Source organism: Nocardiopsis sp. NPDC055551 (assembly GCF_053619415.1).
On record NZ_JBSHJJ010000002.1, the window covers coordinates 440,120 to 460,620 of the forward strand.

The following is a 20,501-nucleotide window of genomic DNA, read 5'->3' on the forward strand; positions in this document are numbered from 1 at the left end:
GGATGGCGAGGGGTGGACGGGTGCGGGGACGAACGGGCACACGATGGGTCGCCTACTGCGGCGGCGGCGCGCTTTTGGCCGCACTGACCGCACTATCCCCCGCCCAGGCCGCCGCTCCCACCGCCCCCGAGGCCCCCGCCCCCGAGACGTCCCTGGACTGGGCGCCATGCGAGGACCTCGACCCCGTCGAGGACGAGAACCTCGAATGCGCCACCCTCGCCGTGCCGATGGTCCACGGACCCGGCGTCGCCGACCCTCACGCCCTCACCGAGAGCGTCGAGATCGCGCTCTCCCGCGTGCCCGCCACCGGCACCGCCGAACACACCATGCTGGTCAACCCGGGCGGCCCCGGCAGCGCCGGCCGCCAGTGGGCCTCGCACACCCACCTGCGCATGCCCGAGGAACTCCGCGAGACCTACGACGTGGTCGCCTTCGACCCGCGCGGTATGGGCGCCTCCACCCCCGGGATCACCTGCGACCCCGACTTCTTCGCCCCGGTCCGAAAGGACACGGTCCCGGCCGACGCAGAGGAGGAACAGGCCCTGCGCGCCGACGCCGAGGCCTACGCCGACGCCTGCGCGGAGGACGCCGGCCCCCTCCTGGACCACATGCGCACCGAGGACACCGCCCACGACATGGACGCCATGCGCGTCGCCCTGGGACGGGAACAGGTCGACTACCTGGGTTACTCCTACGGCAGCTACCTCGGCACCGTCTACAGTTCGCTCTACCCCGACAGCGTCCGCGCCGTGGTCCTGGACAGTGTCGTCGACCCGGACAACCCCTGGTACGAGAGCAACCTGGCGCAGAGCCGGGCCCTGGACCGGGCCGCCCACAACTTCTTCGACTGGGTGGCCCGCCACGACGACGCCTACGGGCTGGGCACCGACGGAGAAGCGGTCGCCGACGCCTACTACGACCTGCGCTCCGAACTGCGAGAGAACCCCGCGGAGGACACGGTCGGCCCCACCGAACTGGAGGGCGCCGTCATCGTCGTCGCCTACAGCGGCGGTACCTGGCCCGCGGTCGCCTCCGCCATGTCCGCGCAGATCCGGGACGGCGACTCCGCCCCCCTGCGGGAGTTGCACGAGAACTACGGCGACGACGCCGAGAGCGACCCCGCGTACGGCGGCTACCTCGCCGTCCAGTGCACCGACGCCGAATGGCCCAAGGCCTGGGAGACCTGGAACGCCGACGCCCGGCAGGTGCACGAGGACGCGCCCTTCATGGGATGGCACAACATCTGGTACAACGCCCCGTGCGCCACGTGGGACGGAGAGTCCGCCCCCTGGCTCCAGGTCGGTGACGCGCCCGACGAATACCCCGCCTACGACGGTGACGTGCTCCTCGTGCACGCCACCGACGACGGCGCCACCTCGGTGGAGGGGGCGTACGCCCTGCGCGAGCGCCTGCCCGGGTCCTCCCTGGTGATCGAGGACGGCGGCATCACCCACGGGGTCTCCCTCACCGGCAACGCCTGCGTGGACGAGGCCGTCGTCGACTACCTGCGCGAGGGGACCCTGCCCGAACGCGGCGCCGAGGGCCCCGACCTGACCTGTGACCCACGCCCCGAACCCGAACCGCGCGACACGCAGTCCGCGCCCCACACGCCCGTGGACCGATTGGGCCCCATCGGTTTGGAGTACCCGGGTGAGTCCGCAGGAACGGTCGAATAGGCTGGAATCGGCGCGAATTCGTCTTTGGCCCGGTGACCGTTCCCGGTCATCGGGGATATGGGGGAGATGCGATGCTGCGGACCTCACCGGTTCGAATTCTGGGCGAACACGACCGGGAGGCCGTCCGAACGCTCCTGGACACCGACCCCGTCGGCAACGTCTTCGTCGCCTCGCGCCTGCTGACCACCGGGATCGCCGGTGTCGGCGGCGCCGAGGTGTGGGGACACGTCGAGCGAGGCAGGTTGACGGCGCTGTGCTACTCGGGCGCCAACCTGGTCCCGGTCAACGCCGGGCCCGCCGCCGTTCGCAGTTTCGCCGACCACGCCCGGTGGCGCGGCCGCCGCTGCTCGTCGATCGTCGGCCCCGTGGAGGCGGTCAGCGACTTCTGGCAGCAGGTCACTCCCGCTTGGGGGCCCGCCCGAACGATCCGTGCCAGCCAACCCGTCCTGGAGATCGACGGGCCACCGGCGGTGCCCGCCGACCCACTGGTGCGCCGTGTCCGCGTCAGCGAGATCAACACCCTGGTACCGGCCTGTGTCGCCATGTTCACCGAGGAGGTCGGTGTCCCACCGGACTCCGGTGATGGGGGAGCGCTCTACCGGGCCAGGGTCGAGGAACTCGTCCGCACCGGTCGTGCCTTCGCCCGCATCGAGGACGGTCGGGTCGTGTTCAAGGCCGAGATCGGTGCCGTCACCCCCCAGGCCTGCCAGGTGCAGGGTGTGTGGGTGCACCCGGAGCTGCGCGGTCGTGGGTACTCCGCGGCCGGTATGGCCGCGGTGGTGAACTACGCCCTCGCCGAGATCGCGCCCCGCGTGACCCTGTACGTGAACGACTTCAACTCCCCGGCCCGCGCCACCTACAGCAGGGTCGGGTTCCGCCAGGTCGGCGAGGTCATGTCCGTGCTCTTCTGAGCCGCGTACCTGACGGATCGGTGTCAGATCGAGGGATCGACCCGGGACCCGGCCGGGGCGGTCCGGTTACGGTTGGCGGATGCTCCGCAACCCGACCGGTCGCGCCCGCCTGGGATTGGCCCTCCTGCTCGCCATGCTCACCGTGTTGGGCCCGCTCAACATCGACATGTACCTTCCGGCGTTCCCGGAGATCTCCGCGGACCTGGGGGCCAACGCCTCCCAGGTGCAGCTGAGCCTCACCACCTGTCTGGTCGGGCTCGCCGCGGGTCAGGTGGTGATCGGCCCGGTCAGCGACGCCCGCGGCAGGCGCGGACCACTGCTGGTGTGCGTCGCGTTGTTCGTCCTGGCCACGGCCCTGTGCGCGCTCGCGCCGAACACGACGGTGCTGGTCCTGGGCCGGTTCCTCCAGGGCTTCACCGCGAGCGCCGGGGTGGTGCTCTCCCGTGCGATCGTGCGCGACGTCTTCGACGGATCCGCCCTCACCCGCTTCTTCGCGCTGATCATGGTGGTCGTCGCGGTGGCGCCGATGGCCGCGCCGATCCTGGGCGGCGGTGTGCTGTGGCTGCCCTTCACCGACTGGCGGTCCATCTTCTGGACGTTGGCCCTGGTGGGCGTGGTGGTCGTCGTGGTGGTGGCGGTGCGGTTGCCCGAGACCCTGCCGACCGAACGGCGTATCCCCGGCACCCTGGGCGGGAGCCTGGCCGCGATGGGCGTCCTGCTGCGGGACCGTCGTTACCTGGGGTACACGCTCGTCGTCGGCCTGCTGCACGGCGGCAGCTTCGCCTACGTGGCCGGGACCCCGTTCGTCTACCAGGACCTGTACGGGGTGTCCCCGCAGGTCTTCGGGTTCCTTTTCGGGGTCAACGGCATCGCGATCATCCTGGGCAGCGCCGCGGTGGGCCGACTCGGCGAACGCTTCGGTGAGCGGTCCCTTCTCTACGTCGCCGTGGTCACCGCCGTCGTGGTCACCGCCGTCGTGTTCGCCACGGCGCTCCTGCAGGGCCCGCTGTCGCTGCTCGTGGTTTCGATCTTCGTCTACATGACGTGCATGGGGGTGGTCCTCACCGGTTCCTTCGCGCTGGCGATGGAGGGCCAGGAGGACCGGGCGGGCAGCGCCGGTTCGCTGTTGGGCGCGCTACCCATGTTCATCGGCGCCGTCGTGGCGCCGCTGGTGGGGTTGGACGAGACCACCGCGGTGCCCATGGGGGTGCTGCTGTTCGGCACCTCTGCCCTGGGCCTGCTGGTGATGGCGACGATGACCCGCCCTCGGGTCCCGAAGGTCCCGAGGGCGGGGCCGGGTGAGGCTCGGATTCCCTAGCAGTCCTCTTCCAACCAGGCGGAGTTGAATCGCAGGAACGTGATGTGCTCGACGTTCCCGCGCTCGTAGAGGACACCGAACTCGTCGTCGCCCAGGGGCACGATCGTGGAGTAGGCGGCCGCGCCGCGGTCGATGGCCCTGGCCACCGGCCAGGTCTCACCGTCGTCGCAGGACATGTTGACCGTCAGGTTCTCCCGCGAGCTCTCGTGTCTGGTGTTGGTGAACAGGAGCTTGTGCGCTCGATCCGTGCCCTCCTCGGCGTCGGCGTCGTAGCGGATCAGGCCGGCGTTGTTGGTGGGGTCGATCAGTTCGTGGTCGGGGACCGGGTCGCCGTAGGTCTCGCCACCGTCCTCGGAGTAGGCGATCAGGCGGTAGGGGCCCTGCGGGGTGCGGCTGTTGAGCATGACGCGACCGTCGGCCAACTCCACGGTCTTGTTCTCGTCCATGCCCGGTCCCACGGGTTCTCCGGCCTGCCAGGTCTCCCCGTGGTCGTCGCTGTAGACGCTCACGGCGTAGATCCCGTCACCGGAGTCGTAGGCGTACTGCTGGACCAGGCGACCGTCGGAGAGCTGGATGCCGGTGCCGGACGAGGCGAAGATCCCGAACCAGGCGGGGTCCTTGATGTCCTCGGTGATGCGCCGGGTCTTCCAGGTCCGTCCGCCGTCGTCGGAGTAGGAGTAGTCGGTGTGGAGGATGTCCTGGCTGTCGTTGGAGTTGCCGTCGGAGGAGTTGAAGAACCCGACCCCGTCGGGTCCGTGGGCGTGGAACATGAACAGGCGACCGGTCTCGCGGTCCAGGAGCAGGCTGGGGTCGCCCGCGCCGACACCGTCGTCGTAGTCGACGACCACCTGGGGTTCGGTCCAGGTGCGTCCCTTGTCGTGGCTGCGACGGACCATGAGGTCGAGGTCGCCGGGCAGGTCGGCGGCGCTGTCATTGCGTCGGTCGTAGGCGGCGACCAGCGTGCCGTCTTCGAGCACTTCGAGGGCGGGGATGCGCCAGGTGTGGGCGCCCTCCCCGGCACTGGCCAGGTCGACGCGTTCGATGATCGGTTCGGCCGCGGTGGTCCGGGGGTCGGGGGTGGCGTCGTCGGCTGCGGCGGGCGACACCAGGGCGGCGGTGACGGCCAGGCCCACAGCCATGACGACGGGACTCGCGTGCTTTCTCATGGATACCTCCGGTAGGGGGCGGAGGCATCGGACATCAGACGTCTAGGACGCTAAGCGTCGGGGGTGTCGTGGTCAACCCCCGTTGTGGCGGGTTTTTCGAGGAGATGGAGGATCGGGGCGTAGTGGTCGGCCACCGCCGCCACGAACCCGGCCTGGTCTCCTCGGTGCGCGGCGTCGATGATCGCTCGGTGCGCGGCGGCGGTCTCGCGGGCGTCCTCCTCCGTGGTGAGCAGTAGCGGGGCCACGACCGCCTGCACGTCCCAGAAGGCCCCGGTGAGCTGGGTGACCAGCTGGTTGTTCAGGGGGGCCAACAGCATCAGGTGGAAGGCGCGGTCCTCCTCCACGAAGCTCTCGCCGCGTTCGGCGGCCTCCTCCATCCCGGTGACCAGTTCCGCGAGGCTCTGGTGCTGTTCCTCGTCGTACCCGTTGACGATGTCGCGGCCCAGGCCCTGTTCGAGGACCTTGCGCACGGTGACCAGCTCGTAGAGTGTCGCGAGGTCGTCTCCGCTGCTCAGGCGACCGCGGAAGGTCAGGCTCTCGACCAGGGAGTTGAGGGACAGCCGCCCCACGTAGGTGCCGTGTCCGTGCCGGACCTCGACTATGTCCAGGGCGCTGAGGCGTTTTATCGCCTCGCGGACGCTGGAGCGGCTCGCGCCGAGCTCGGAGCACAGTTCGGTCTCGGTGGGCAGCGGGTCGCCCGGGGTCAGGCCGTTGCGGAGGATGAAGTTCTTGATCTGCTCCGTAACCTCATGACCGCGCAGAGTGTTCCGCGAGGCGGGCTTGGTCAATTCCTCGGTCAACGTATTGACCCCTTTCCTGTTTGGTGCTTAGAGTCACACCCTACAGGCATCGGACATCAGACGTCATATGCCCTTCCCCTGAGGTCTTGCCCGTCCCCCCGACAAGGAGTGATCGTGTTCCACTTCGACCCCGGCGCCATGGAGCGTCGGCGTTTCCTCCAGTTCGTCGGTGCCACAGGCACCGCCGCGGCCCTGGCCGGATCGCTCAGCGCCTGCGGGGCCTCCTCGGGGGGAGGAGGGGGTTCCTCGAACCGCATCGAGGCCGGCCTGTCCTACACGCTTTCCACCGGTTTCGATCCCATGACCGCGACCGGGGCCCTGCCGCAGGCGGCCAACCTGCACATCTTCGAGGCCCTGGTCGACCTGGACCCGGTGACCCGGGAGCCCTACAACGCGCTCGCCGCCGACATGCCCGAACAGGTCGACGACACGACCCTGCGCGTCACCCTCCGCGAGGAGGCGGTGTTCCACAACGGAGACCCCGTCACGGCCGAGGACGTGGTCTACAGCTTCGAGCGGGTCCTCGACCCCGAGAACAACTCGCTGATGGCGCAGTTCGTCTCCTTCATCGAGGAGGTGACGGAGGTGGACGAGGACACGGTGGAGATCGTCCTCAAGCACCCCTTCGCGCTCGCGGTCGAACGGCTCGGCATCATCAAGATCGTGCCCAAGGCCCTCGTCGAAGAGGACCGGCAGGGGTTCGACTCGGCACCCGTCGGCTCCGGCCCCTACAAGCTGGTATCGGCCACCGCCGCGGACAACATCACCTTCGAACGGTGGGAGGCCTACAACGGCCCGCGCGAGGCGCTCGCCGACGAGATGGTGTGGATGCTGCTGGACGACCCCAGCGCCCGCGTCACCGCCCTCCAGTCCGGCCGGGTCAGCGTGATCGAGGACGTGCCCTACCTCGACGCCGAAGCGTTGGAGTCCGCCTCGACCGTCGAACAGGAGCAGTCGTTCGGCCTGCTGTTCCTCATGTTCAACTGTGCCGAGAAGCCCTTCGACGACAAGCGGGTCCGCCAGGCCCTGCACTACGCCATCGACCACGAGAAGATCGTCGAGACGGCGATGCTGGGCGGAGCGGCCGCCGCCACCGGATTCCTGCCCGAGTCGCACCCCGACCACCGCGAAGCGGGCACGGTCTACCGGCACGACCCCGACCGGGCTCGGGAACTGCTGGAGGAGGCCGGGGTCGACGGACTGGAGATCGACCTGGTCGCCACCAACACCGGCTGGGTCAAGGACGTGGTCCCGCTCATCAAGGAGAGCTGGGACGCGGTGGGCGTCACCACCACCCTCGACATCGGTGAGTCGGGCGGTCAGTACGCGAACAAGGTCGAGAGCGGCAAGTTCCGTGCCATGGTCGCCCCCGGTGACCCGTCCGTCTTCGGTAACGACGTCGACCTTCTGTTGCGCTGGTTCTTCGACGGTCAGTGGCCCACGAGCTACTACAACTGGTCCGAGACCGAGGAGGCCGACAAGGTCCTCGAACTTCTCGACGAGGCCGTCCGGACCGACGACGAGGCGGAGCGCGCCGAACTCTGGGCGGAGACGATCGACCTCATCGCCGACGAGGTCCCCCTCTACCCGATCCTGCACCGCAAGCTGATCACGGCTTGGAACGACGACGCGCTGGAAGGGTTCCGGCCGATCAACACCACCGGCTTGTCCTTCCTGGACGTCGGCCCGGCCTGACCTCGACCTCGGGGCCGGACCCACCCGAACGGGTCCGGCCCCCGCCCGCTCCACGAGGAGAGAAACCCCGATGCGCGTCTTCATGCGCCTCGCCCTGCGCAGAGCACTGGTCCTACCGGTGATGCTCCTGGGCGTCTCCCTGCTGGTCTTCGTGATCCTTCAGTTCTCACCGAACGACCCCGCCTACAACGCCTTGGGCGTGGGCGCCAGCGAGGAGGCCCGTGCCGCCTACGCCGCGGAACACGGACTCGACCAACCACTGCCCGTCCGTTACATCGACTTCCTCGGGGACCTGGTCCAAGGTGACCTGGGAATGACCGCGCCGCCGGCCACCCCCGTGGTCGACCGGATCGCGGAGGCCTTCCCGCTCACCCTGGAACTGACCATGACGGGCATGGGCGGAGCCATCGTCTTCGCCCTGTTCATGGGACTCACCGGCGCTCTGTGGCGGGACCGTTGGCCCGACCAGGTCACCCGGATCGTGTCCATCGCCTGTGTGGCGCTCCCACCGTTCTGGCTGGCGATCCTGCTCATCCAGCAGTTCTCCCTCGGGCTCGGGCTCCTGCCCACCGGTGGCTACACCGCTCCGGTCGACTCCTTCTCCGGTTGGGTCATGACCATGACCCTGCCGACCATCGCGGTGGCGATCCCCATCGGCGCGCAGCTCTCCCGCCTGGTGCGCACCTCGATGGTGGAGGAACTCGACCGCGACTACGTCCGCACCGCCATCGGCAACGGCCTGCCCCGGTGGCTCGTACTGCGCAGCGCCCTGCGCAACGCGCTGATCACGCCGTTGACGGTGCTGGGGTGGCGGTTCGGCTACGCACTCGGCGGCGCGGTGGTCATCGAGACCATCTTCGACCTGCCCGGCATGGGCCAACTCCTGCTCACCGGCGTGACCAACGCCGACGTCGCCCTCGTCCAGGGCGCCGTGCTCACGGTCGCCATCTCCCTCTTGGTCGTCAACCTCGTGATCGACCTGCTCTACGTCGTCGTCAACCCACGGATCCGAGAGGTGTGATCACGTGCGCCCTCGACTCGCGGACCGCCTGACCGGGCTCTCCAAGCCCTCCAGGAAACACCGCCTGTCCCTCGCCGCGAGGATCTCCCTCGTGGTCATGCTGGCGATCTGCGTCATCGCGATCGTCGCACCCTTCTTCGTCCAGAACCCGCTGGCCACGGGCGTCCCGGCCCAGCCGCCCGGACCCGAACACTGGTTCGGCACCGACCGGGCCGGACGCGACGTCTTCTCCCGGGTCGTGCACGGGGCGCGCTACTCGTTGCTGATCGGCATTGGCGCCACCCTGTTGGCCCTGTTCGTGGGCGGGATCCTCGGTGGTATCGCCGCCACCTCCCACCGCGTCATCGACGAGTCGATCATGCGGGTGCTGGACGTGCTCATGGCGTTCCCCGGGATCGCCCTGGCCGCCGTGCTGGTCGCGGTCTTCGGCAGTGGCATCCCCGTCCTCATCGGCGCCATCGCGGTGATCTACGTGCCCTCTCTGGCCAGGGTCGTGCGCGCCAACGTCCTGACCCAGTACGGGGAGGACTACGTGGCGGCGGAACGCCTGATCGGTGCCCGTCGCCACTACGTGCTGATCAAGCACGTCGCGATCAACTGCGCCGCGCCGGTCATGGTGTTCGCGGCCATCCTGGTGGCCGACGCGATCGTCTACGAGGCCAGCCTGGCCTTCATCGGCGCCGGTATCCAGGACCCGCTGCCCAGCTGGGGCAACGTCATCTCCTACGGACGTCAGCTGCTGTTGTCCGGCGGCTGGTGGGCCACCTTCTTCCCCGGCCTGGCCATCCTGCTGACGGTGCTCGCCCTCAACATCCTCTCCGAGGGACTCACCGACGCCTGGGCCGCGCCCAAGAGCGCGGTGCGCGGCGGGGGCGGCGCGACCGACTCCGCCGAGACCACCACCGACGTCCCGGCCGAGGACGACGACCGCACCGAGGTCCTGGCCCGTCTCGCCACGGCCGTCCGTGAACGCGAGGAGACCGTACCGCCGGTCGCCGAGGACGCGCCCACCCTGCTGTCCGTGCGCGACCTGCGCATCGGGTTCCCCGGCAGCCACGGCGACGTGTCCGTGGTCGACGGACTCTCCTTCGACGTCCGGGCCGGAGAGACCCTCGGCCTGGTCGGCGAGTCCGGCTGCGGCAAGAGCCTCACCAGCCTCGCCCTGATGGGTCTGCTGCCCCGCCAGGCCGAGGTGACGGGCGAGATCCTCTACGACGGCAAGGACCTGCTGTCCCTCTCCCAGAAGGAGCGGCGCGCCTACTCCGGACCCGAGCTGGCGATGGTCTACCAGGACGCCATGTCGTCCCTCAACCCCTCGGTCCTGGTCGGTACCCAGTTGCGCCAGCTCACCAGCCGGGGAGGTGACCAGAGCCCGGCCGAACTCCTGGACCTGGTCGGCCTCACCCCCGAGCGCACCATGCGCAGCTACCCGCACGAACTCTCCGGTGGTCAGCGCCAACGCGTGCTCATCGCCATGGCGCTCTCCCGCAAGCCGCGGCTGCTCATCGCCGACGAACCGACCACGGCGCTGGACGTCACCGTCCAGGCCCAGGTGGTGGAACTGCTCGCCAGACTGCGGGACGAACTCGGCTTCGCGATGGTGCTGGTCTCGCACGACCTCGCCCTGGTCGCCGAGATGTCCCACCGCGTGGCCGTCATGTACGCGGGCCAGCTCGCCGAGGTCGCGCCCGTCCGCGACCTGCTCACCCGGCCGCGCCACCACTACGCGCGGGGGATGCTCGGTTCGGTCCTGTCCCTGGAGGCGGGGGCCGAACGCCTCCACCAGATCCCCGGGGTCGTACCGGCCGCGCAGGACTTCGGTGCCGGCTGCCGTTTCGCCGGCCGCTGCTCCGCGGTCACCCCCGAGTGCCTGACCGCACCGCCCTCCCTGACCAACGACGGTCCCGGCCACGACTACGCCTGCCTGCATCCCGCACCGGCGTCGAAGGGAGCCCTGCTGTGACCGAGCCGATCGTGGAACTCGACGGGGCGCACGTCGTCCACACCGCACGCACCGGAGGCCTGTTCCGCCGCGACCGTGTCCACGCCCTGACCGACGCCACCGCCACCATCGCGCGCGGCGAGGTCCTGGGCATCGTCGGCGAGTCCGGCTGCGGGAAGTCGACCCTGGCCAAGGTGGCGACCGGACTCCAACGACCCACCCGGGGCACCGTCCGCTTCCGTGGCGAGGACCTGTGGGCGATGCCCACCTCGCGACGCCGGCGGGAGTTCGGCTCGGCGATGGGCGTCGTCTTCCAGGACCCCTCGACCGCGCTCAACCCGCGCATGTCGGTCCGCGGGATCCTGCGGGACCCGCTCGACGTCCACCGCCGGGGCACCATGAGCGAACGCGAGGCGCGCGTCGACGAGCTGATCGACCTGGTCGGTCTGCCCGGACACGTGGGCGACGCCGTCCCGGCCCAGTTGTCGGGCGGCCAGCGACAGCGCGTCGCCGTGGCCCGCGCCCTGGCCCTGCAACCGGACGTGGTGGTGGCCGACGAACCGACCAGCGCCCTGGACGTGTCCGTCCGCGCGCAGGTGCTCAACCTGCTCGTCGACCTCAGGTCCCGCCTGGGCCTGGGCATGGTGTTCGTGTCCCACGACATCCAGACCGTCCGCCACCTCGCCGACCGCATCGCCGTGATGTACCTCGGGCGCGTCGTCGAGGAGGGCCCCGCCGAACAGATCGTCGCGGACCCCCGTCACCCCTACACCCGAGCCCTGTTCTCCGCCACCCCGAGCCTGACGCAGCGCTCGGAGCGGATCATCCTGCGCGGACCCGTACCGTCCGCCACCGCACCGCCCACGGGCTGTCCCTTCCGCACCCGCTGCTGGAAGGCGACCGACGTCTGCGCCGAGGAGTTCCCGGCCGGCGACTCCGACAACGGGCACACATGGAACTGCGTCCACCCCGAATCGAACGCGAGGAGCACCGCATGAGTCAGCGCACGCCGAAGTACACGGGCGTGGTCCCGCCGATCGTGACCCCTCTGGACACGAACGGCGAGGTCGACACCGTGTCACTGGAGCGGCTGGTCGGCTCCCTGATCGACGCGGGGGTCTCCGGGATCTTCGCCCTGGGCAGCTCCGGCGAGTCCGCGTACCTGACCGACACCCAGCGCGACACCGTCCTGGACACGGTCGTCGGCGCGGTGTCCGGGCGGGTCCCGGTCATGGCCGGCTGCATCGAGACCACGACCAACAGGGTCGTGGAGCGGGCCGAGGCCGCCGCCAAGCACGGGGCCGACGCCCTGGTGGTGACCGCGCCCTTCTACACGCGCACCCACCCCGCCGAGATCGACCGCCACTTCCGTGTGGTGCGTCACCGGACCGAACTGCCGCTCCTGGCCTACGACGTCCCGGTGTCGGTGCACAGCAAGCTGTCCGCGGACGAGGTCCTCCGGCTGGCCGCCGACGGGATCATCGACGGGATCAAGGACTCCAGCGGAGACGACCCGGGCCTTCGCGACCTGGTGATCGGTGGCCGGGAGATCCCCGGTTTCTCCGTGCTCACCGGGCACGAGGCCGTGGTCGACGCCATGATGCTGATGGGCGCCGACGGCGCGGTCCCCGGACTGGGCAACGTCGACCCCGCCGGCTACGTGCGCCTGATGGCGGCCTGCCTGGCCGGTGACTGGGAGACCGCCCGGCGCGAGCAGGAACGCCTGATCCGACTGTTCCGCATCGTCCGCGCGGCCGACCCCGCCACCGCCGGCGGATCCACCGCCGGGCTCGGCGCGTTCAAGTGCGCGCTCGCCCTCCTCGGAGTCATCGACGACCCCGTGCCGGCGCCTCCGATGCGGCCCTTCACCGACGAGGAGACCTGGCGCGTCCGCGCGATCCTGGAGGAGGTCGAGCTGCTGTGAGCAGGGTCGCCGTGGCCCTGGACATCGGTGGCACCAAGACCGCGGCGGCCACGGTCACCGCCGACGGGGCCGTTCTCACCCGCGCCAAGCGTCCCACCCCGGCCGCGGGGGGAGCTGGGGCGGTACTCGACACCGCGGTCGAACTGGCCCGTGAGGTGGGTGCCGACCACGAGGTCGTCGGGGTCGGTGTCGGCAGCGCCGGGGTCGTCGACCCCGACACCGGACTGGTGCTCTCGGCCACGGACTCCCTGCCCGGCTGGGCCGGTACCGACCTTCGCGGTCACCTGACCGCGGAACTCGGGGTGCCGGTGGCCGTGGTCAACGACGTCCACGCCCACGCCCTGGGGGAGTACCGCCGGGGCGCGGCCCGGGGAGGTTCGACGGTCCTGCTGGTGGCCGTCGGCACCGGGGTGGGCGGCGCCCTGCTGTGCGAAGGACGGATCCACGGCGGGGCCCGGGCGGCCGCGGGTCACGTCGGACACGTGCCCGTGGCCGCCGCGGCCGGCCGCCGTTGTCCCTGCGGGGCCGAGGGCCACGTCGAGTCGGTCGCCTCCGGCCCCGCGTTGGTGGCCGAGTACACCGAACGCGGTGGCGCCGCCGTGACACGACTGGAGGAGGTCGTGGCGCTGGTGGATCGGGACCCGGTGGCCCGCTCCGTGCTGGTCGACGGGGCCACGGCCCTGGGATCGGCGCTGGCCGGCCTGGCCAACGTGATCGACCCCGACGTCATCGTGGTCGGGGGCGGGGTCGCCGGGGCGGGGGCCGACTGGTGGTCGGCGCTGACCGAGGAGATCGAACGGGGCCTGGTCCCGGCGCCGGGCGGACTATCGGTGGTCCCCGCGGCGCTGGGGGCGGACGCGGCCCTGCTCGGCGCCGCCCACCTGGTGTGGCGGGAAAACGAAGAGACGACGCGGAAGGAACACCGATGACGAACGTGGTGGAGCGACTCCGATCGGGGGTCGTGGTCTCCTGCCAGGCCTACCCGGGGGAGCCGATGCGCGACCCGGACACGATGGCCCGGGTCGCGCGGGCCGCGCAGGACGGCGGCGCGGTGGGGATCCGGGCCCAGGGACTCGCCGACCTGGCCCGGATCCGCGAGGCCACCGACCTGCCGCTGATCGGTCTGGTCAAGGAGGGGAACAGCGGGGTCGTGATCACCCCGACCCTGGGCCTGGCGCTGGAGGTGGCGCGCGCCGGTTCCGACATCGTGGCGATCGACGCGACCGGCCGCCGGCGACCGGACGGGAGCGCCACCGCCGACATCGTCCGCGCGGTCCACGAGGAGACGGGCCGGTTGGTCATGGCCGACGTCGCGACCCACGAGGAGGGACTCGCCGCGGTGGCGGCGGGCGCGGACCTGGTGGGCACCACCCTGTCCGGCTACACCCCCGCCACGACCGGTGGGGAGGGCCCCGACCTGGACCTGGTGGAGAGCCTCTCGGGCGCCCTGGACGTCCCGGTACTGGCCGAGGGGCGCGTCCACCGGCCCGAACAGGTCACCGAGGCCTTGCGTCGCGGCGCCTTCGCCGTGGTCGTGGGCACGGCCATCACCCACCCGAGCACGCTGACGAGCTGGTTCGTGGCCGCCGCGCACGCCGACGGCGGCGAATGAACGGTGAGGGGCCGAGGACACGTCACGTGTCCCCGGCCCCTCACCGTTGCGTTCAGCCGTCGGTGACCCGGCCCTCGGATTCCATGCCCAGGCGCTCCGGAGCGCCCGGGAACGACAGTTCGAAGTCGGGGGTGTCGGCGATCAACGCCCGCGTGTACTCGTGTTCGGGGGTCGACATCACCTGTCCCACCGGCCCGTACTCCACGATCTTCCCTCCGTTGAGGATCGCGACCCGGTCGGCGATGTTGGACACCAGCGCGATGTTGTGCGTGACGAACAGCAGCGCCATCCCGTCGTCCTGCAACGACCGCAGGAGCTTCACGATCTCCGCCTGCACCGACACGTCCAGGGCCGACGTGATCTCGTCGCACACCAGCAGGTCCGGCCGGGTCGCCACCGCGCGGGCGATGCACACCCGCTGACGCTCACCACCACTGAGCTGCTCGGGGAACCGCTCCCCGTAGGAGGCGGGCAGCGCCGCCCGTTCCAAGGCCTGGGCCACCACCGAATCCGCGTCGGCGGGACGACCCACCAGGTGCCGGTAGGGGCCCAGGATCTGGTCGCGCACCCGCTTGCGCGGGTTCAGCGCCTCGTACGGGTTCTGGAACACGTACTGGATCCGGCGACGCTGCTCGGCGGTGCGCCGATAGCCGTTCGTGGCCAGGGCCTGCCCGTCGAAGGACATCTCGCCGGAGAACTGGTGGTGCAATCCCACCACCGAACGCGACAGGGTCGTCTTGCCCGATCCCGACTCGCCCAGCAGGGCCACGCACTCGCCGGGGGAGACCGACAGATCGATCCCCTCCAACACCCGCGTGCGCCCGTACCCGGCGGACAGCCCGGAGAGCCGCAGCAGCGGCTCCTCGTCCCGCTCCGGAGGGTCCTCGTGCCCGGAGGTGCGCAGCAGCGGCACCGCCATCAGCAGCCGCCGTGTGTACTCGTGCCGGGGGTTGGACAGCACCTCGTCGGCGCGCCCGTGCTCGACCAACTCACCGCGGTACATGACCGCGATGTCGTCGGCCAGGTCCGCGACGACCGCCATGTCGTGGCTGATGTACACACCCGCGGTCCCGTACTCGCGGGTCATCGACCGGATGGTCCCCAACACGTGCGCCTGGGTGGTCACGTCCAGACCGGTGGTCGGCTCGTCCAGCACGATCAGGTCGGGGCGTCCCACGAACGCCATCGCGATCGCGACCCGCTGCTGCTGGCCACCGGACAACTGGTGCGGGTATCGGCGTAGGAACGCGGGGTCGTCGGGCAGCGCCACCTCGCGTAGGACCTCGCTCACCCGCTCCGCGACCTGCCCTGGCGTCGCGTCCGTGTCGTGCACGGCCTCGGTCAGCTGGGTGCCCAGACGCAACGCCGGATTGAGCGCCGACGCGGGCGACTGCGGGATGTAGGCCACCGCGCGGCCGCGCAGCTCCCGTACCTGCCGCTCGTTCAGTGACGCGAGTTCGCGTTCGCCGACCCACACCCGACCGTCGGTGATCTCCGTGGCCCGCTTGAGGTGGCGCAGCAGCGAGAGCCCCAGTGTGGTCTTGCCGGAGCCGGACTCGCCGACCAGGCCGAGGATCTCTCCTCGGTTCACGGTCACGGACACGTCGCTGATGATCTCGACGTCCGAGGGACGACCGATCACCGTCAGGCCGTCGACCCTCAACACGGTCTCGTCGCCGGTGGGCTCGTCGGCCCCCGTCGGTTCCGGATGCTCGGTCACTTCTCGACCCCCCGATCGATACCGATCGCCGCGCGGGACAGCCCGTCGGTGATGAGGTTGGCGCCCACCGTCAGGATCGCGATCGCCGTCACGGGGAGGGCCACCGCCCACGGCTGCACGGCCATCCCCTGTCGGTTCTCGTTGATCATCAGGCCCCAATCGGCGGTGGGCGGCTGCATACCCATGCCGAGGAAGCCCAGCACGGCCACCACCCCGATCGAGTAGGTCAGGCGCAGGCCCAGTTCGACCAACAGCGGGCTGGTCACGTTCGGCAGGATCTCCACCGCCATGATCCGCCAACGAGGCAGCCCGATCGCCTCGGCGGCCTTCACGTAGTCCTGTTCGATCACCTTGCGGGTGGCCTCACGGATCACCCGGGCCACGCGTGGCATGTGCGACACCGCGATCACGGTGACGATCAGCCACACCTTCGGGCCGATGATCGACATCACCAGCAGCGCCGCGATGAGCTGTGGGAACGCCAGTAGGACGTCGTTGACCCGCATGAGGACGTCGTCCACCCAGCCTCGGCGGTAACCGGCGATGATGCCGATCACGGTGCCCGCGGCCACGCCGATACCGGCGGCGGAGCCGGCCAGCAGCAACAGCGTCCATCCGCCCCACAGGAACCGGGTGAGCACGTCGCGGCCTCGGTTGTCACCGCCGAACAGCACATCGTCCACACCCGATTCGAACGGCTTGGCCACGAACTCGGTGGGTGTGTAGGGGGCCACGAAGGGGCCCACCACGGCGACCAGTACGACGAGGCCGGTCAGGGCCACACCGATCCTGGTACGCCCGAACCGCCACGCGGTCCGGAACAGCCCCGGACGCCGGACCGGCGTCTTGGGGGTGGTGCTCATCGAAGGTTCACTCATCGGTTCGCGACCCTCACCTTCGGGTTGGCCGCCAGCCCGACCACGTCGGCGATCAGGTTGACCAGGATGTAGATCCCCGCGATGAGCAGGACCACGGCCTGGATCAACGGCACGTCACGGTCTTCGATGGCGTCCATGAGGACCTTGCCGACGCCGGGGAAGTTGAACAGGAACTCGATGGCCACCACACCGCCGGCCAACCAGGCCAACTGCAGGGCGACCACCTGGGCCACGGGGCCGATCGCGTTGGGCGCGGCGTGCCGCCACAACACAACGCGTTCGGACACGCCCTTGAGGCGTGCCTGTTGCACGTACTCGCTCTCCAGGACCTCGATCATCGTCGCCCGCATCATGCGGACGATCGGTGGGGCGACGGCCAGGGAGAGCGTGAGCACCGGCAGCACCCACTGTTCCGGTCCACCCTCACGGGCGTAGACCGACGGGAACAGATCGAGACCGCCCGGGCCCAGGAGCAGGATCAACAGGATGCCGACCACGAACTCCGGGACGGAGGCCAGGACCAGGGTGCCCATGGAGGCGGAGTGGTCGAAGCCGCGGTCCCGGCGCAGCGCGCTGAACGCGCCGACGAACAGCGCGATGGGGGTGGCGACCAGCGCGGACAGACCCATGAGGGTCATCGAGTTCTGGACGGGGGAGGCCAGGTACTCGGAGACGGGTTGCCGATTGGAGAAGGAGGTGCCGAGGTCGCCTTGGACGATCCCCTGCAGCCACTGCGCGTACTGGACGGCCACCGGCTCGTGCAGGTCGAGCTGGTCGCGCAGTGCCGCCAAACGCTCCGGGGTGGCGTCGCGGCCCAGGATGAGTTGGGCCGCGTCGCCCGGTAGCGCCTGCGTGGCCGCGAAGACCACGAGGGACACCGCCCAGAGCGTCAGCGCGCCGAAGAAGAGGCGTACGACGATGAGTCGAGTCATGGTGAGCTTTCGATAGCGGGACTACGGAAATCCGGGGAGGTCCGGTGGCGCCAGGGGTCTGCTCCGTGAACCACGGGGGCGCCAGAACACCGCTTAGTCCTGCTCCATCCACATGGTGTGGAAGGCGTACGAGCCCAAGGGGTGGCCGGAGACGGCGGGCTCCAGCCCGTGCACCCGGTTGGAGTGGGCGTCGATCAGATTCACGAAGCCCCACACGATGTAGCCGCCCTCCTCGTACTCGATCTCCTGCGCCTTGCGGATGAGCTCGTTGCGCTCGTCGTCGTCGGCGGTCTGGCGCGCCTGTGTCAGGTGGTCGAGCCACTCCTCGTGCTCGCCCCACATGGTCTCGTTGTAGGGGGCGCCCACGACGGAGCCCTGCGCGGTCTGGGTGATGTAGTTGCGGGCGCTCCAGAAGTCCTGGCCCAGGGGGTAGGGGAAACCCTCCTCGGGGTTCCAGTAGTCGCTGGGGTTGACGCGGCGCAGGCTCACGTTCACCCCGGCCTCACGGGCCTGCTCCTGGAAGACCTCGGCGGCGGCGACCACACCGGCGCTGATGTCGGAGGTGACCAGCTCGACGTCCAGGCCGTCCTCGTACCCGGCGTCGTCCAGCAGCCGCTTGGCCTCGTCGATGTCCTGCTCACGCTGCGGGAAGTCCTCGGGGTAGGAGGGGTCCATCCGCGCGTACATGTCGTTGCCGACCTGACCGTAGCCGGCGAGGGCCTGGTCGATCATCTCCTGGCGGTCCACGATGAGCCGGAAGGCCTGACGGACGCGTACGTCGTCGAACGGCTTCTCCTCGATGTTCATCGTGAACGGCAGCCACATGCCGGTCTCGGACTCCATGAGTTCCAGGTTCGGGTCGGCCTCGATGATGGTGACCTGGGCGTGCGGCACCTGACTGATGATCTCGACGCTGCCGCTGTTGAGCGCGTTGACGCGGGCGTCGTCGTCGGGGAAGTCGATGATCTCCAGTTCGTCCACGTACGGCTGTCCCTCGACGTGGAAGCCCTCATGGCGTTCGAAGAGGCTGTACTCGCCCACGACGAACTCGGAGTACTTGAACGGTCCGGCGCCGATCGGGTTCTCCGGGTCGTAGTCGACCGGGACGACGCAGTTGTAGTACTCGGCGAGTGCCTCGGGCAGGGTCACCAGCGGTTCGTCGACGGGGATGAGGACGGTCAGGTCGTCGACGATCTCCAGCTTCTCGGGGTCGACTCCGGGCATGTCGCCCGCGCCGCGCATGGGGTTCTCGGGGTCGAGGATGCGCCGCAGCGAGTAGACGACCGCCTCGGCGTCGACGGGGGAGTCGTCGTGGAAGGTCAGTCCTTCCTTGAGGACCAGGGTCCATTCGGTCCCGTCCTCGTTGGCCTCCAGCGACTCGGCCAGGTACGGCTCGATGGTGCCGTCGTTGGCGAAGCGCATCAACGCCGCGTAGAGCGCGTAGTTGCGCGCGATGTCGACGTTGTCGGTGGGGTCGTGCGCGTCGAGGGTGTCACCGGAGCCACCGCCGGCCACCCCGACCCGCAGTCGGCCACCCCGCTGGGGGTCCCCTTCGGCCCCACCGCCGGAATCGGAGTCACCACCGCCGCACGCGGCGAGTACCGGGGCGACGGCTGCGCCGGCGGCGGAGACCTTGAGGAGGCTGCGGCGACTGGTGAGGCGCTGAACGGGGGTGGAGTCTTCGGGCAGGGTCGGCACGTGACACCTCGGTTGGGGATACGGACGGGGTTCGACCGACAGGGCACCGGCACTCGGAGAGTGGGGGCGTGTCCCCGGGTGACGTGGAAGAGTCGGTCCCAAAGATCCTTGTTGTCCCTGCATAGGGCGTCAAGCGGGGTAGAAACCGGGGCGGGTGTGAACCATCGGTTTCCAGCGAGTGACGGAGAGGGAGGTCTCTGGACCGGCGGAAACCCCACGTGGAGCGGGCCGTTCCGTGCGAAACCGTGGTGGTGTGACATGTGCGCTTTCGTGTGACCCGTGAGTGCCGGCGGGGCGTTTCCACGCTCGGTGTTGTGTCCCCATCGTTGTCACCGGGACGCGAAACCGTGGTGTTTAGGCGAGACTTTTCTCGCTTTACCGGATGCCCGGTGACGCACGGTGACCGATATCTTGGTGGAGGTGGGCCCGCGGCAGGTGGTCGCGGATCGCCCCCGATGCCGGTTTCGGCAGGGTATTGCCAACGTGTTGCACCTCACATGGGCGCCGCTGGGGTCCCGAGCTGTTTCCTTTGTCCATATCGGGGAGGACACGGGAAGGGGTTTTGTGGCCAATCGCCGGCGCCACGAACGTGGGTGTGCTGTTCTGTACCCGGTGCACCCTTGTCTAAGGTGAGTGCAGGCGGCGCGACCCGCGCGCCCGACGCGGGTGATTGGAGTGACCGGATGGCTGAGGCGAGGCAACTCCGGGACTACGTGCCCCCGCGGGCCCCGGACGCCGCGACGTCGGCCGCGCCGGCGATCGACGTGGCGGATATGACCGGTGGGGTCACCGACCACACCGTGTGGAGCTGCGCGGGGAACCTGACCGCGGTGCGTTCCATCCGTGCCCGAGTGCGCGAGTTCCTTTCCCGGACCGGTCACTCCGAGGGGGCCTTGGACGACGCCGAACTCTCCGTCAGCGAACTGGCCACCAACGCCCTGCTGCACTCCCGCTCCGGTCAGAGCGGCGGGGTCATGACACTGTTCATCCGCTCGGACGAGGGACGCCTGCGGGTGGCCGTCGCCGACCAGGGAGAACGCGAACCCGATGGCTCCGCGGACGAGCACACCCGCGAGGACGGCGGCGACTTCGGCCGCGGGAAGTTCATCGTGGAGAACTGCGCGACGCGCAGCGGTGAGTACTGCAGCGAGGCCACCCACGTCGCCTGGTTCGAGATCGACGACGAGGCGGCCTCCAGCGGGTCCTGA

The 20,501-nt window shown here is 70.0% G+C and carries 17 protein-coding genes; 11 read left to right on the forward strand and 6 right to left on the reverse strand.

Going from position 1 to position 20,501, the window contains the following annotated elements; translation table 11 throughout:
• The first annotated feature begins 20 nt into the window (after positions 1-20).
• The 3 genes from ACWGSK_RS05750 to ACWGSK_RS05760 all read left to right on the forward strand — a co-directional run bounded on the left by ACWGSK_RS05750 (position 21) and on the right by ACWGSK_RS05760 (position 3,905).
• Complete coding sequence (locus tag ACWGSK_RS05750; RefSeq protein WP_358513808.1) at positions 21-1,676, forward strand: alpha/beta hydrolase; 1,656 nt, start codon at positions 21-23, stop codon at positions 1,674-1,676.
• 71 nt (positions 1,677-1,747) lie between these two features.
• The gene (locus ACWGSK_RS05755) at positions 1,748-2,587 is read left to right on the forward strand and encodes a GNAT family N-acetyltransferase (protein WP_358513810.1); all 840 of its coding nucleotides are present in this window, start codon (positions 1,748-1,750) and stop codon (positions 2,585-2,587) included.
• A gap of 79 nt (positions 2,588-2,666) precedes the next feature.
• The gene (locus tag ACWGSK_RS05760) at positions 2,667-3,905 is read left to right on the forward strand and encodes a Bcr/CflA family efflux MFS transporter (RefSeq protein ID WP_452455302.1); all 1,239 of its coding nucleotides are present in this window, start codon (positions 2,667-2,669) and stop codon (positions 3,903-3,905) included.
• On the opposite strand, the gene ACWGSK_RS05765 is transcribed toward ACWGSK_RS05760, so the two are convergent.
• Both ACWGSK_RS05765 and ACWGSK_RS05770 read right to left on the reverse strand, forming a co-directional pair.
• Positions 3,902-5,071, reverse strand: coding sequence for a sialidase family protein (locus ACWGSK_RS05765; protein ID WP_358513814.1), 1,170 nt, complete (start codon positions 5,069-5,071; stop codon positions 3,902-3,904). The genes ACWGSK_RS05760 and ACWGSK_RS05765 overlap by 4 nt on opposite strands.
• A 50-nt stretch (positions 5,072-5,121) precedes the next feature.
• On the reverse strand, positions 5,122-5,871 hold the full coding sequence (locus ACWGSK_RS05770) for a FadR/GntR family transcriptional regulator (protein WP_358513816.1): 750 nt from the start codon (positions 5,869-5,871) through the stop codon (positions 5,122-5,124).
• Between the two features lie 114 nt (positions 5,872-5,985).
• Here ACWGSK_RS05770 and ACWGSK_RS05775 point away from each other — a divergent pair, with 114 nt between their 5' ends.
• The 7 genes from ACWGSK_RS05775 to ACWGSK_RS05805 all read left to right on the forward strand — a co-directional run bounded on the left by ACWGSK_RS05775 (position 5,986) and on the right by ACWGSK_RS05805 (position 14,065).
• On the forward strand, positions 5,986-7,566 hold the full coding sequence (locus ACWGSK_RS05775) for an ABC transporter substrate-binding protein (RefSeq protein ID WP_358513818.1): 1,581 nt from the start codon (positions 5,986-5,988) through the stop codon (positions 7,564-7,566).
• 70 nt (positions 7,567-7,636) lie between these two features.
• Positions 7,637-8,587 (forward strand): ABC transporter permease, encoded by a 951-nt coding sequence (locus ACWGSK_RS05780; RefSeq protein ID WP_452455303.1) that lies wholly within the window; start codon positions 7,637-7,639, stop codon positions 8,585-8,587.
• A gap of 4 nt (positions 8,588-8,591) precedes the next feature.
• Positions 8,592-10,550: a dipeptide/oligopeptide/nickel ABC transporter permease/ATP-binding protein gene (locus tag ACWGSK_RS05785; protein ID WP_358513822.1), complete on the forward strand. Its 1,959-nt coding sequence runs from the start codon at positions 8,592-8,594 to the stop codon at positions 10,548-10,550.
• The gene (locus ACWGSK_RS05790) at positions 10,547-11,527 is read left to right on the forward strand and encodes an ABC transporter ATP-binding protein (RefSeq protein ID WP_358513824.1); all 981 of its coding nucleotides are present in this window, start codon (positions 10,547-10,549) and stop codon (positions 11,525-11,527) included. Before ACWGSK_RS05785 ends, ACWGSK_RS05790 begins: the two co-directional genes overlap by 4 nt.
• Positions 11,524-12,453, forward strand: a complete 930-nt coding sequence (locus ACWGSK_RS05795) for a dihydrodipicolinate synthase family protein (protein ID WP_358513826.1) — start codon at positions 11,524-11,526, stop codon at positions 12,451-12,453. Before ACWGSK_RS05790 ends, ACWGSK_RS05795 begins: the two co-directional genes overlap by 4 nt.
• The gene (locus tag ACWGSK_RS05800; RefSeq protein WP_358513828.1) at positions 12,450-13,382 is read left to right on the forward strand and encodes an ROK family protein; all 933 of its coding nucleotides are present in this window, start codon (positions 12,450-12,452) and stop codon (positions 13,380-13,382) included. Before ACWGSK_RS05795 ends, ACWGSK_RS05800 begins: the two co-directional genes overlap by 4 nt.
• The gene (locus ACWGSK_RS05805) at positions 13,379-14,065 is read left to right on the forward strand and encodes an N-acetylmannosamine-6-phosphate 2-epimerase (protein WP_452455304.1); all 687 of its coding nucleotides are present in this window, start codon (positions 13,379-13,381) and stop codon (positions 14,063-14,065) included. The genes ACWGSK_RS05800 and ACWGSK_RS05805 overlap by 4 nt, the downstream gene beginning before the upstream one ends.
• A 52-nt stretch (positions 14,066-14,117) precedes the next feature.
• Here ACWGSK_RS05805 and ACWGSK_RS05810 read toward each other — a convergent pair whose 3' ends face one another.
• The 4 genes from ACWGSK_RS05810 to ACWGSK_RS05825 all read right to left on the reverse strand — a co-directional run bounded on the left by ACWGSK_RS05810 (position 14,118) and on the right by ACWGSK_RS05825 (position 19,293).
• On the reverse strand, positions 14,118-15,785 hold the full coding sequence (locus ACWGSK_RS05810) for an ABC transporter ATP-binding protein (protein ID WP_452455305.1): 1,668 nt from the start codon (positions 15,783-15,785) through the stop codon (positions 14,118-14,120).
• The gene (locus ACWGSK_RS05815) at positions 15,782-16,663 is read right to left on the reverse strand and encodes an ABC transporter permease (RefSeq protein ID WP_452455306.1); all 882 of its coding nucleotides are present in this window, start codon (positions 16,661-16,663) and stop codon (positions 15,782-15,784) included. The genes ACWGSK_RS05810 and ACWGSK_RS05815 overlap by 4 nt, the downstream gene beginning before the upstream one ends.
• A complete protein-coding gene (locus tag ACWGSK_RS05820) occupies positions 16,660-17,595 on the reverse strand; it encodes an ABC transporter permease (RefSeq protein WP_358510112.1) in 936 nt (311 codons plus the stop codon). Before ACWGSK_RS05820 ends, ACWGSK_RS05815 begins: the two co-directional genes overlap by 4 nt.
• A gap of 93 nt (positions 17,596-17,688) precedes the next feature.
• Complete coding sequence (locus ACWGSK_RS05825) at positions 17,689-19,293, reverse strand: ABC transporter substrate-binding protein (protein ID WP_358510115.1); 1,605 nt, start codon at positions 19,291-19,293, stop codon at positions 17,689-17,691.
• Between the two features lie 683 nt (positions 19,294-19,976).
• Between ACWGSK_RS05825 and ACWGSK_RS05830 the strand changes: the two genes are divergently transcribed.
• Entirely contained in the window at positions 19,977-20,501 is a 525-nt protein-coding gene (locus ACWGSK_RS05830; protein ID WP_452455307.1) for an ATP-binding protein, read from the forward strand.

Bases quoted from the DNA above. Each gene is read 5' to 3' on its own strand.
- ACWGSK_RS05820 (WP_358510112.1), bottom strand. From the start codon at position 17,595: ATGACTCGACTCATCGTCGTACGCCTCTTCTTCGGCGCGCTGACGCTC.
- ACWGSK_RS05780 (WP_452455303.1), top strand. From the start codon at position 7,637: ATGCGCGTCTTCATGCGCCTCGCCCTGCGCAGAGCACTGGTCCTACCG.
- ACWGSK_RS05805 (WP_452455304.1), top strand. From the start codon at position 13,379: ATGACGAACGTGGTGGAGCGACTCCGATCGGGGGTCGTGGTCTCCTGC.
- ACWGSK_RS05755 (WP_358513810.1), top strand. From the start codon at position 1,748: ATGCTGCGGACCTCACCGGTTCGAATTCTGGGCGAACACGACCGGGAG.
- ACWGSK_RS05795 (WP_358513826.1), top strand. From the start codon at position 11,524: ATGAGTCAGCGCACGCCGAAGTACACGGGCGTGGTCCCGCCGATCGTG.
- ACWGSK_RS05760 (WP_452455302.1), top strand. From the start codon at position 2,667: ATGCTCCGCAACCCGACCGGTCGCGCCCGCCTGGGATTGGCCCTCCTG.
- ACWGSK_RS05765 (WP_358513814.1), bottom strand. From the start codon at position 5,071: ATGAGAAAGCACGCGAGTCCCGTCGTCATGGCTGTGGGCCTGGCCGTC.
- ACWGSK_RS05815 (WP_452455306.1), bottom strand. From the start codon at position 16,663: ATGAGTGAACCTTCGATGAGCACCACCCCCAAGACGCCGGTCCGGCGT.
- ACWGSK_RS05830 (WP_452455307.1), top strand. From the start codon at position 19,977: ATGGCTGAGGCGAGGCAACTCCGGGACTACGTGCCCCCGCGGGCCCCG.